Source organism: Halobacillus salinarum, from assembly GCF_022919095.1.
GTDB lineage: Bacteria > Bacillota > Bacilli > Bacillales > Halobacillaceae > Halobacillus_B > Halobacillus_B salinarum.
Window position 1 is genome coordinate 802,904 of sequence record NZ_CP095073.1, and the last position, 11,929, is coordinate 814,832.

The window sequence follows — 11,929 nt, forward strand, 5'->3', positions numbered from 1 at the left end:
CTTCTTTCTTTAGTTTATGATAATTCAAACAAAGTTTCATTCGTTAGGAATTGCAAATGGAAGTTTGATACAATTTCTTTGGAAGGAGAGAATGATATGAAGTTTCCGCGCACGTTAACGATAGCTGGATCGGCATCTCAGGGCAGTGCAGGGGTCCAGGCGGATTTAAAAACATTTCAAGAGTTGAACGTTTATGGGATGAGTGCGATTACTGCATTTGTTGCCACTAATCAAACGCTTGATCAAAGTATTTTTACTCAATCGCTGGATGCGGTCAAGGCCCAAGTGTACTCCTCTTTAGAGCACGTTGGGGCAGACGCAGTTAAAACAGGAATGTTATTTACTGAAGATATTATTAAAACGGTAGCAGTTCTTTTGGAAGAGTCTGGCGTTTCCAATATTGTCGTAGATCCTGTAATGATTGGAAAGATGGGATCGCAATTATTAAAGGATGAGGCCGTTGATGCCTTAATAAACTATTTGCTTCCTTCTGCGAAAATACTCACACCAAACGTAGAGGAGGCAGGACGAATATTACATACGTCTACTCCTGAGTCCCTGAAGGATATGGAGGAATGTGCCTATGAACTTCATAAACTGGGGCCGGAGTATATCTTAATAAAAGGAGGGGCATTAAAGGGACTTCCAGCCATTGACGTCATGTTTGATGGAAATGAAATGTTGGTATTAGAAGAAGAACGAGTCGCTACGATTCATACCAGTGGGGCGGGGTGTACGTATTCAGCTGCTATTACAGCCCAGCTTGCTAAAGGAGATACAGTAGAAGGGGCGGTAAGGACGGCTAAAGCCTTTGTAACACAAGCCATCCGTTATGCCCTTGACTTTAATCGGGGATTGGCTCAATTAACCAAGCAGCGACACGCCTTTTTTCATAGGATTGCTTAAGGGGAGAGGGAACATTTGAATACACACTTATTTTTATTTGGCGGGAGCCCGCCTTTTACCGAGCAATTAGCTAGAGAGTTTTCAGCTTTAGTCGAAAATGGTCCAGTTGCAGTTCTTTATATGGATCGTGAAGGGGCTGAAGAATACCTGACAAGATACATTATAAATTTACAAATTAGAGAAAATGATGTTTTTTATCTTCCTTTACAAATGACATATACAGCTGCTGAGTGGCGTATGCTTAAAAAGTGTAAAGGGGTCATTATAGGAGGAGGAAATACAGCTCGCTATCATGATTACATAGTAAAAAACAGGCTTAGTAAAATGATTCACACTTTATTTTCTGAAGGTGTTCCCGTTGCTGGGTTTTCCGCCGGGGCTTTGCTTACACCTGAGGAGTGTGTCATTTCTGCTAAAGATAATGAGCAGAAGCGGCAATTGTACCTCAAAGGATTAGGGTTGTTACATCATGGTGTAATCGCCGTTCATTATTTAGAGTGGAATGAGACGGAGCCATTACAACAAGCTGTTTTGCGCACTAATTCTGAAATAGGATACGGAATTGCTGAACAATCAGGCATCTATTTTAAGGACCAGCAGATGAGGAAATGTGAAGGTTATGTAGAATTTATCACAAACGGCTGATAAACGATCGTTGATCCAGAAGGAGGAGAGGGAATTGAAACAAAATCCTGGTTTGATCACCATTTTGAGTGTGGTTCTCCTCATTCTTCTAACAGCCGGGGCAATATTTGGCGGTTTTTTCTTTGGAATGGTAGGGTTATTTGAAGTTATTGGTGTTTCCTATACATCAGCATGGTCACTCTTGTTATTTGCTATCCTTGTTCTTCTGCTGGGGTTTTTCTTTGAAATCATGGCTAAAATGGTTAAAGCATTAAGTGTCCTTGCAAAGCCCTCTCCTTATGTACTGCGTATTTGGAAACCTATCGTCGACACAGGGTTCACTTGGCTCACAATCTATACGGTTGATGAACTTGTCAAACATGTAAGTCTTACAGCAGTCAGCGAATGGATATTTGCGGTCCTATTAGTAGTAGTTGATTACCTTTTTGATGATAAAAAAAAGAATCAAAAAACCTCGCTTCGTTAGGCGAGGTTTTTAAATGCTAGTCATAAATACGATCGTACTTATCAATTTGTTTTTTGCGTACGGAATCCCAGCGGTTTTCAGGATGTTCTTTACATTCCGTGGTACAAGCCGCATGGTATTTTTCTTCACATTCTTTGCAGCACACATATTGGCGATTGCAGACGGGGTTGCTGCAGTTAATCATACGGTCTTCTTTCTTACCGCAGTGTTCGCATTCGGCAACCACTGACTCTTCTACTTGATTGACAGGTACAGCAATCCGCTCATCAAACACATACATTTTTCCATCAAATAGCTGCCCTTTTACTTCAGGGTCTTTTCCATAGGTCGTAATTCCGCCTTCTAACTGGTATACATCTTCCACGCCATTTTTCATCAAAATTCCAGTTAATTTTTCACAGCGAATGCCTCCGGTGCAATACGTCAATACTTTTTTATCTTTCCACTGGTCTGCATTTTCGGCAATCCATTGTGGAAATTCACGGGAATGCTCCACCTCTGGACGAAGGGCATTACGGAAATGACCAATTCGGTATTCATATTCATTACGTCCATCAATGACGACAGTGTCTTCATCCTGCAGCATTTTATAAAATTCAGCAGGCTTTAAATGTTTACCCCCAAATGTTTTAGGGTCGATGTCATCATTTTCAATGCTCCAATTCACCAATTCCGGTTTCACTCGGCAGTGCATTTTTTTAAATGCGTGTCCCTCATGTTCATCTATTTTAAAATGAATGTCCGCAAATCTTTGGTCAGAACGTACGTAGTCCATATACTGCTCTACTTGTTCGACTGTACCTGAAACCGTCCCATTGATTCCTTCAGGAGACACAATGATCCGTCCGCGCAGCCCCAAGTCTTTGCAATATTTAAGATGATTCGTGCAGTATTCTTCATAATCCGGCATATCGGCATATTTGTAATACAGTAGAACTCGATAATCTTGTGAGCTCATGATGATTCCTCCTATATTAAACACAATCATTGATTAAATTACACAAATAACCATACTCCATCATATTCGATTTCAATAAAAATTTCAAATAGGGCTGGTTATTGCTTTGAAACCTCTTTGGTGGGAGGTTAAGCACTTCCGGACGTTTACGTAAAAAATCTGGCTGCCGGAAAAAAACTTCCACAGCCAGAACACTATATTTAACGGTTAAAGCACTTTGGCTCCTAAAACAGACTCAAAATGTTCCAGAGCCCATTTATGACCTGCCTCATTAAAGCTTGCTACTGCTTTTTTAGAAATAACGATTTGGTAACCTAGATTAAAGGCGTCTACTGCCGTGTGCAGCACGCAAATGTCCGTGCATACGCCGATAAGGTGCAGCTCCCTAATCTCACGTTCTCTTAATTTCAAGTCAAGGTCTGTTCCTCTAAAAGCGCTGTAGCGCGTTTTATCCATGTACTGGACATAGGGATTAGTCTGTTGATCTTCATAGAGTTGCTCAAGCCTGCCATACAGCTTTCTTCCCTCAGAACCTCTTTGGTTATGAGGGGGAATAGTTGTGTTTCAGGATGGTAAGGGTCTCCTTCTTCATGGACATCTACTGCAAATACGACATATTGTTCTTCATCTAGAAAAGAACTCGTCAAACGAACGATTTCTTCTTCAATTTGCTGGCCGGGTTTTCCGCAAGTTAAGGCCCCATGATCAGCCACAAAGTCATTTGTATAATCAATGACAACTAATGCTTTATTCATCGGATTCCTCCTCATGTGTATATACACCTATAGTAACAAAAGTGCTAAATGATTTGTAAAAAAGGTTGATAAACTAATGGCATTAGTCAGGAGTGGAATCATATGCGCTTGAAGTTGAAGAAAAAGAATGGACATTAATTGATGCTGGTTTGCCGTTTAGCTGTAAGCCAATCCTGAAAACTGCTGAAGGAATAGGAAAAACGATTACAAAGATTATTCTTACACACGCGCGGTTGGAAATGTATAGAAAAGAGAATAAAGGAAGCTGAGATGAGAACGACTCCAGGCTGGTTATGAATCTCAGAGCCTGGAGTCGTTCTTCATCTCGCTTAATGGGAAGGAGCGTGGAAAAAAGCTCTTTCCTTTTTTTGAACCGTTATGAGCATGATCGCTCCACATGTTAACAAGAGTGCACTCGTAATGAAAAATACAGCCGAAAAGCCAAATGCTCCAGAGAGCATTCCGCCCATAGCAGGGCCGATAATATTTCCGAGAAAACGGAGACTCGTATTATAGCCCAATACTTCACCTTGCATCGATACCGGGGCTTCCTGACGAATATAGGCAGTTCTTACCGGGATGATGCCACCGATAGAAACCCGAGCAGGAATCGTAAAACGACTAATTCCCATATATTAGTTACAAAAGCGGCAGGCAGATAGACAATCCCTGCCATAAATAATAAGAACACTAGTATTTTTACATAGCCTGTTTTATCGGCAATCCGCCCCCATCTTCTTGCCATTAACAAATTTCCGAGGCCAGCGGCGGAAAAGGCTATTCCTGAAAACAAGGCTAGGTTCTCTGGACCGTGAAGTTCTCCTACAAATAGAGAAAGGATAGGCTGAATGCTGAAGTGCGCCACCTGTACAAATAAAGAGACAATCATTACCATCAGCAGCACAGGATGATGCAGAATATGAGCGATCACTTCCTTAGATGAATAGCTGGATTGTTCTTCTTCGCTTTCAGTGGAGATTCTTTGTTCATGAATACCGACAGCTACAAGGACAGCGGAAATGGCTACAGAGATGGACACAAATTGAAAAGTGGTGGAGTAACCGATCGCATCCGCGATAAAGCCGCCAAGCATTGGTCCAAGCAGGCTGCCGGTAATGCTTCCTGTTTGCAGTGTACCCAGTACTTGTCCTGCGATTTTTTTAGGAGTCTGGGTAGAAATTAACGCTTGGGACATAGGGATAAACCCTGTGAAAACACCCATAAACAGACGCAGCATAAACAGCTGCCATACCGTCGTTACAAACCCCATTAATAATACGGAAACAGCAAGTCCCGTAGCTGATAAAATTAAAATTTTCTTTCGTCCATATTTGTCCCCGATTCTTCCCCAGATTGGAGAAAAAATAAAAGCAGAAACAAATGTAATCCCAAAAGCCCAGCCAGACCAGGTCTGAACGAAAGATTCTGTAAAGCTGCCAAGTTCTTCAATATATAACGACAAAAATGGCAGTACCATTGTAATACTGCCAGCAATAAAGAAATTTGCAAACCACATGATCCATAAGTTTCTTTTTGCTCGTTGTTCCTCTGTAAGGATAACGATCCCTTCTTCCGCATTTATTTCGACACCCTAAATATATACCATATCACTTGCAAAAATAAAAGAATACTGCTCACAGGTAAAAGATAGAACATTTATTTCAATATTTCGGAAATAAGCTGTGAATTTGGTTTCAATGATGAGGGATAGGGATAATTTACTAATAATTCCTTTATGATAGCGGTTGCAAAACTTGTATATACAAATTATAATGTAAGTAATATTTGTATATACAAGTTATCAGGGCAAGTTTAAAGGAGGCGAGTACTGAAGAAATCAACCGGCAGTGATTTTTCACTGCCTTGTTAAACTGACTCCGCTTTGGATGTATGTAATTAATTAACCTTTCATATTAAGGAGGAAAATTATGGATCACAAAAAGCAAGCCGCTGAGATTTTAGAAGCTATAGGCGGAAAAGAAAATATTTCTGCCGCTACTCATTGTGTCACTCGCCTCAGGCTGGCCCTGGTTGACGAAGGGATTGTAGATCAAGAGAAACTAAACGGAATTGATGCAGTAAAAGGTTTCTTTTCAACAAATGGCCAATTTCAAGTTGTCATTGGCCAGGGAACTGTTGATAAGGTGTATAAAGAGCTCATCGCTCTAGCAGGTATCGGTGAATCATCCAAGGAGGAAGTAAAAGAAGCCACTAAAGGTAAAATGAATCCTTTACAAAGAGGGATCAAGACACTTGCAGATATCTTTATTCCGATTTTACCGGCGATCGTAACAGCAGGTTTGCTGCTTGGTATTAATAATATTCTTACTGCACCAGGCATTTTCTTCGATGATCAATCTGTGATTGATGTCTATCCGCAATGGTCTGACTTTGCAAATATGATTATCGTTATTGCCAATACAGCCTTTACTTTCTTACCAGGATTAATTGGTTGGTCAGCTGTCAAAAAGTTCGGCGGGAGTCCAATATTAGGGATTGTCATGGGGCTGATTCTAGTTAATCCAGAGCTGCTTAACGCCTGGTCCTATGGGGAAGCAGTGAAAGAAGGAACCGTGCCTCATTGGAATTTGTTCGGATTGTCTATCGAGAAAATTGGCTACCAGGGTCAAGTTCTCCCCGTACTTGTAGCTTCATACTTACTCACAAAGATCGAAGTATTTCTCCGTAAGAAAGTCGCAGACAGCATTCAGCTGCTCGTCGTTGGTCCAGTTGCCCTTCTGGTTACAGGCTTTTTAACTTTTATTATTATCGGCCCGGTCACTTTTGCGATCGGTAATGGGATTACAGACGGACTAGTTGCTATCTTTGACCATTTTGCTGCTCTTGGTGGATTAATTTATGGTGGAATTTACGGGGTGCTCGTTATCACCGGTATGCACCACACATTCCTTGCAGTAGACATACAGCTGATTGGAAGTACAGGGACCACATTCCTCTGGCCGATGCTTGCTTTATCCAATATTGCGCAAGGGTCTGCCGCATTCGCAATTATGGCAGCTTCCAAGGATGATAAGCTTAAAGGTTTGGGGTTATCTTCAGGGATTTCTGCTTGGCTAGGTATAACTGAACCAGCTTTGTTCGGGGTAAACTTAAGGTTTAAATACCCATTTATCATTGCGATTTCTTCTTCCGCTTTAGCTGGACTTTATATTTCCGCATCCGGCGTTAAAGCGAACTCTATTGGCGTAGGGGGAGTACCTGGAATCTTTTCTATCGTCGCAGAGTATTGGGTTCCATTTCTAATTGGAATGGCGATAGTTATTATCGTTCCTTTTGTCGTCACTTATCTTTATGCCAAACGGAAGAAGGACGTATAAATTAGAGAATAGGAGGCGCAAATATGCAGCAGGAACCGTGGTGGAAAAGAGCAGTCGTCTATCAAATCTATCCGAAGAGTTTCAATGATACGACTGGGAACGGCGTAGGCGATATCCAAGGAATTATTCAAAAACTGGACTATTTAAAAAAGCTGGGAGTCGATGTGCTTTGGCTGACTCCCATCTATCAATCCCCGCAGAACGATAACGGCTATGATATTAGCGACTATTTTTCCATCCATGAAGAATATGGCACTATGGAAGACTTTGAGGAGCTGCTGGAGGAAACACACAGCAGGGATATGAAGCTGATCATGGACATTGTGATTAATCATACCTCAACAGAACATAGATGGTTTCAAGAATCCAGGTCTTCCAGACAAAATCCTTATCGCGATTATTACATTTGGAAAGACCCTGAGAACGGAGAAGAGCCGACGAACTGGAAATCTAAGTTTGGCGGCAGCGCCTGGAATTTTGATGAACAAACCGGCCAGTATTATCTGCACTTGTTTGACGTCACGCAGGCCGACTTAAATTGGGAAAACGAAGCTATGCGTTCAGAAATTTATGAAATGATGCGTTACTGGGCAGAAAAAGGCATCGATGGGTTCCGGTTGGATGTTATCAATCTTATTTCTAAAGATCAGAATTTCCCCAATGATGACGGACGCACAGCTCCGGGGGACGGGCGGAGATTTTACACAGACGGTCCGCGTGTCCATGAATTTATGCAGGAAATGAATGAAAAGGTGTTCGCTCCGTACCAGTTAATGACGGTGGGAGAGATGTCCTCTACGACTATTGAGAACTGTATTAAATACACAGCTCCTGACCGGCATGAATTGAGCATGACCTTTAATTTCCATCACTTAAAAGTGGATTATCCAAAGGGGGAAAAATGGACGGCCGCTCCATTTGATTTTCTACAGTTGAAAAATATTCTGTCTACCTGGCAGAAAGAAATGAATGCCGGCAATGGATGGAATGCGCTTTTTTGGTGTAACCATGACCAGCCGCGCGTCCTTTCAAGGTTTGGCGATGAAAAAAAATATCCTGCTGAATCAGCAAAAATGCTGGCAACGTCGATCCATATGATGCAAGGGACACCTTATATTTATCAAGGGGAAGAAATCGGGATGACGAATCCTGGCTTTGAATCGATTTCTGAGTACCGGGATATTGAGTCTTTAAACGCTTATGATGAATTAAAGCAGCAAGGCTATCAAGAAGATAAGATTATTGAAATACTGAAGCAGAAATCAAGAGATAATTCTAGAACACCAGTGCATTGGAATAAGAAAGAAAATGCAGGCTTTACTACGGGGACTCCGTGGATTCCGGTGGCAGATAATTATAAACAGATTAATGCAGAACTTGCCTTGGAACAATCCGATTCTATTTTTTACTATTACCGGCATCTGATTGAGCTAAGGAAAAAATATGACATCATTACACACGGAAGTTATGAGCATTTGACCCCGGAAGATGATCAGGTGTTTGCCTACTATAGAAAGTGGGAAGGAAACGCTATGCTAGTCGTAACTAATTTTTATGGCAGAGAAACGGAATTTAGCCTTCCTTCCCATATTGATGTTCCCGAACATTCGGAAAAGCTTATCAGCAACTATTCCAGCTCAAGTGTCTGGATGCAGACAATTCCGCTTCGTCCTTATGAAGCCATCGTTTATTATACACAGCGTATCTGATATAATACGGCTGGTGATCCTACATGAAAAATAAATATTTAGTGATTTATAACGAACTAGTGAATATGATCCAGAAAGGGAAATACAAGGCAGGAGAGATCCTGCCGTCAGAGCATGAAATGTGTGAACGGTTTACGACTTCCCGTGAAACGATTCGTAAAGCATTAAACCTGCTCTCCCAGAATGGTTATATTCAAAAGATCCGGGGTAAGGGCTCTGTCGTCCTTGATCATAATAAATTTGAGTTTCCGGTATCAGGATTAACAAGCTTTAAAGAACTGTCTGAACAGCTGGGGCAGGACGTATCTACGTATGTGTACGAGCTTTACCTTGAACCAGCGGACAGTGAGGTGGGCAGAAAGTTGAATTGTAGTAAAGGTCAGAAACTTTGGCGAATCGTACGAGCCAGGGAAATCTCCGGAGAACGTATCATTCTTGATAAAGATTATATACGAGAAGATATTGTTCCAGGACTCACAAAGCAGATCGCTGAAAATTCACTTTACCACTATATTGAAAATGAACTGAACTTAGCCATCAGCTTTGCTAAAAAGGAAATTGTTGTCGAGCCTGTTACCGAAGAAGACGAAAACTATTTAGATCTTGATGGTCACACTCAAGTTGTTGTCATCCGAAGCTATGTGTACCTTGCTGATGCCACAGTTTTTCAGTTTACAGAATCCAGACATAGACCTGACAAGTTTCAATTTGTGGATTTTGCGAGAAGAACAAAGTAATAATGAATTAAGCTTCAAGCTTGGTAAGCTGCCGGGGTTTTCCCGGCAGTTTTTTGTTATTGATAGAAGAACGGCGAGGTGTTCATGTTTTTCCTTTTTAGATGGACCCAGGTGATTGAGGATAGAATGTTACAATAAGGAAAGAAATAATGAATGCACAAAGGTGGCAATAATAATGTTTGTAATCGAAGTAAATGAAAGACTTTCAAATGAGTTAGGAGATTCTTTGCAACACACTTCAGTATCTAAGGACGTAAAAAATATTTATCGTTGGGACATGTGTTTAGTTACGGTGAAGCAACGCAAGTGCGTCATAATCGTAAATAAAGAAACAGGATTAAACCTAACGTTATTTGATCTTCGTCAAGCTCAGTTCGAAAATATGAGTCATGTACTGAGAGGCTCGTTAAAACAACTTTTCCAATTGCTAGAAATGAAAAGTTCAATAACGGAACACATGTTGAAAGAGGCTGAAGAAATAGAGTATTTACCTTTAGGGGATGAAGAACCGAGTGGAATGGTAAAGGCTGTTCAGCAATCCGTGGAGAAAATGGTAACAGGACTGGATTATGAAGAAATTGATGCCGTGCATATTAATCTTCGCAACAATCGCGAAATGAACTGCGAATCGCTAAAAGGCCGCACCCCTTACGAAACGTTTGTTAATTATTTTCAATAATCGTGTTATAGACAGAAAATTTGTAAGAAAAAGCAGGAGTTCTTATGTTTTACAAATTACCCATAGGGGTATATAATTTTTAGTGATGATAATATTCAGATTGGAGGGGAACTAGTTGTTTTTTAAATCTTTTTTTGATAAGAATCTGGCTCAAATGTCTTACATGGTGGGGTGCCAGAAAACTGGTGAAGCGCTCGTTGTGGATCCCGCGCGTGATATTACTCCGTATGTGAAAACGGCAGATGAGGAAGGGTTTTCTATTACAGGGGCGGTGGAAACTCATATTCACGCAGACTTCACTTCTGGAGTAAGAGAACTGGAAAGCCGGCATGGAGCGAAGATGTATCTTTCTGATGAAGGTAATGAAGGCTGGAAATATGCCAATTTGGATCAAGTAAATCATGAACTTCTTATGGATGGAGATCAATTTTATGTTGGAAAGGTTCGGCTGGATGTCATGCATACCCCCGGCCATACACCTGAAAGCCTCTCCTTTGTGTTAACCGATGAAGGGGGAGGAGCTGAAGCCCCGATGGGTATTTTTACAGGCGATTTTGTGTTTGTTGGGGATGTTGGACGACCGGACTTACTTGAAAAAGCGGCCAATGAAAAAGGCTCGGCGAGACGAGGAGCAGAAGAGATGTATGCTTCCGTGCAAAAATTTAAAGAGCTGCCTGAATATATGCAAGTATGGCCGGGTCATGGAGCAGGGAGTGCCTGCGGTAAATCGTTAGGGGCAGTTCCTGCTTCAACGGTCGGCTATGAAAAAAGAACGAATTGGGCTCTAAATATCAATGATAAAGAAAAGTTTGTAGATGCTTTACTTGAAGGACAGCCTGAATCGCCCAAGTATTTCTCTCAGATGAAAAAGCTGAATAAACAAGGACCGGAGCTTGTCACTACTGCTCCTTTGCCGCAGCTTTCCTATGAGGATCTCCAAAGACGTGATAAACAGAATATCATTGATACGCGGCCGTCTTCAGATTTTGCTAATGGTCATCTGAAAGGTACGATTAATATCCCATTTAATAAATCCTTTACAAATTGGGCAGGTTGGCTGTTGGATTATGAAAACTCAATTGTATTAATTGCCAATGAGGAAGAAGCAGAGGCTGTCCGCACGGCTCTTCAATCGATCGGATTAGACCAGGTCACTGGTTTTATGAGTCCAGGGGAATTAAAAGAGGCAGAAGAGCTTGAAACCTACGACAGCATTACAGCAAAAGAACTTAAAGAAAAATATAAGGACCACGAAGACTATGTCATTGTTGATGTTCGAAATGAATCAGAATGGAAAGAAGGTCATATCAACAATGCTCAGCATATTATGCTTGGAACCTTGGAGGATAGAACCGAAGAAATCCCTGATGGTGCAACGCCCATAGTCCATTGCCAGTCTGGGATGAGGTCTGCGATTGCGGCAAGCTTGCTCCAGGCAAAGGGATATAAAAATGTGTTGAACTTAAAAGGCGGCTACTCTTCGTGGGAAAAGCAGTCCTAATAAAAAGCAAGGCTCTTGGTGAGCCTTGCTTTCAGCTTGTAGAGGACCCCGTGTTTTTCTACAAGTTTTTCTTACCTCGAGGAGCGCTGGCCCCTTCCCTTTCCGCGCCCGAGCGCCCGAGCTTCCTCGCAAAAGCCACGCTCGGCTCACTCGTTCTTCCGCAGGAGTGGAAGGAACCTCGCTCCTTGGTATGCTTTAAAGACAGAAAAAGACTCTCCTTCACCTAGCTCTTCCT

Annotated in this window: 10 protein-coding genes and 2 pseudogenes; 9 read left to right on the top strand and 3 right to left on the bottom strand. The window is 41.6% G+C overall.

Translation table 11 applies throughout. The annotated features are described in order from the left end of the window. Nucleotides 1-96 precede the first annotated feature (96 nt). From thiD to MUN89_RS04295, 3 genes are all read left to right on the top strand, one after another. Nucleotides 97-906 (top strand): bifunctional hydroxymethylpyrimidine kinase/phosphomethylpyrimidine kinase, encoded by an 810-nt coding sequence (thiD, locus tag MUN89_RS04285; RefSeq protein ID WP_244711699.1) that lies wholly within the window; start codon nt 97-99, stop codon nt 904-906. A gap of 120 nt (nt 907-1,026) precedes the next feature. After that, the gene (locus MUN89_RS04290; RefSeq protein WP_244711701.1) at nt 1,027-1,551 is read left to right on the top strand and encodes a Type 1 glutamine amidotransferase-like domain-containing protein; all 525 of its coding nucleotides are present in this window, start codon (nt 1,027-1,029) and stop codon (nt 1,549-1,551) included. A 34-nt stretch (nt 1,552-1,585) separates the two neighbouring features. Then, nucleotides 1,586-2,017 carry a YrvL family regulatory protein gene (locus tag MUN89_RS04295; protein WP_244711703.1) on the top strand — a complete coding sequence of 144 codons (432 nt, stop codon included), beginning with the start codon at nt 1,586-1,588 and terminating at the stop codon, nt 2,015-2,017. Nucleotides 2,018-2,033: 16 nt separating this feature from the next. Here MUN89_RS04295 and trhO read toward each other — a convergent pair whose 3' ends face one another. Then, nucleotides 2,034-2,975 (bottom strand): oxygen-dependent tRNA uridine(34) hydroxylase TrhO, encoded by a 942-nt coding sequence (trhO, locus tag MUN89_RS04300; RefSeq protein WP_244711705.1) that lies wholly within the window; start codon nt 2,973-2,975, stop codon nt 2,034-2,036. 207 nt (nt 2,976-3,182) lie between these two features. Further along, nucleotides 3,183-3,730, bottom strand: a pseudogene (locus MUN89_RS04305) (cysteine hydrolase family protein). Between the two features lie 92 nt (nt 3,731-3,822). Between MUN89_RS04305 and MUN89_RS04310 the strand changes: the two are divergent. After that, entirely contained in the window at nt 3,823-3,999 is a 177-nt protein-coding gene (locus tag MUN89_RS04310) for a hypothetical protein (RefSeq protein ID WP_396266076.1), read from the top strand. A 60-nt stretch (nt 4,000-4,059) separates the two neighbouring features. On the opposite strand, the pseudogene MUN89_RS04315 reads toward MUN89_RS04310, so the two are convergent. Beyond that, nucleotides 4,060-5,246 (bottom strand): annotated as a pseudogene (locus tag MUN89_RS04315) (MFS transporter). Nucleotides 5,247-5,658: 412 nt separating this feature from the next. On the opposite strand from MUN89_RS04315, the gene treP reads away from it, so the two are divergent. The 5 genes from treP (at nt 5,659) to MUN89_RS04340 (ending at nt 11,694) form a co-directional block, all read left to right on the top strand. Then, a complete protein-coding gene (gene treP, locus MUN89_RS04320) occupies nt 5,659-7,068 on the top strand; it encodes a PTS system trehalose-specific EIIBC component (protein ID WP_396266077.1) in 1,410 nt (469 codons plus the stop codon). A 23-nt stretch (nt 7,069-7,091) separates the two neighbouring features. Then, the gene (treC, locus tag MUN89_RS04325) at nt 7,092-8,777 is read left to right on the top strand and encodes an alpha,alpha-phosphotrehalase (RefSeq protein WP_244711707.1); all 1,686 of its coding nucleotides are present in this window, start codon (nt 7,092-7,094) and stop codon (nt 8,775-8,777) included. 23 nt (nt 8,778-8,800) lie between these two features. Then, nucleotides 8,801-9,514, top strand: a complete 714-nt coding sequence (gene treR, locus MUN89_RS04330) for a trehalose operon repressor (RefSeq protein WP_244711709.1) — start codon at nt 8,801-8,803, stop codon at nt 9,512-9,514. A 175-nt stretch (nt 9,515-9,689) separates the two neighbouring features. Beyond that, nucleotides 9,690-10,193, top strand: a complete 504-nt coding sequence (locus MUN89_RS04335; protein ID WP_244711711.1) for a DUF6933 domain-containing protein — start codon at nt 9,690-9,692, stop codon at nt 10,191-10,193. Nucleotides 10,194-10,308: 115 nt separating this feature from the next. Beyond that, complete coding sequence (locus tag MUN89_RS04340) at nt 10,309-11,694, top strand: MBL fold metallo-hydrolase (protein ID WP_244711712.1); 1,386 nt, start codon at nt 10,309-10,311, stop codon at nt 11,692-11,694. Nucleotides 11,695-11,929: the final 235 nt, after the last annotated feature.

Excerpts from the sequence above, each read along its gene's own strand:
- thiD (WP_244711699.1), top strand. The coding sequence starts at position 97 with ATGAAGTTTCCGCGCACGTTAACGATAGCTGGATCGGCATCTCAGGGC.
- MUN89_RS04290 (WP_244711701.1), top strand. The coding sequence starts at position 1,027 with ATGGATCGTGAAGGGGCTGAAGAATACCTGACAAGATACATTATAAAT.
- trhO (WP_244711705.1), bottom strand. The coding sequence starts at position 2,975 with ATGAGCTCACAAGATTATCGAGTTCTACTGTATTACAAATATGCCGAT.
- treP (WP_396266077.1), top strand. The coding sequence starts at position 5,659 with ATGGATCACAAAAAGCAAGCCGCTGAGATTTTAGAAGCTATAGGCGGA.
- treC (WP_244711707.1), top strand. The coding sequence starts at position 7,092 with ATGCAGCAGGAACCGTGGTGGAAAAGAGCAGTCGTCTATCAAATCTAT.
- treR (WP_244711709.1), top strand. The coding sequence starts at position 8,801 with ATGAAAAATAAATATTTAGTGATTTATAACGAACTAGTGAATATGATC.
- MUN89_RS04335 (WP_244711711.1), top strand. The coding sequence starts at position 9,690 with ATGTTTGTAATCGAAGTAAATGAAAGACTTTCAAATGAGTTAGGAGAT.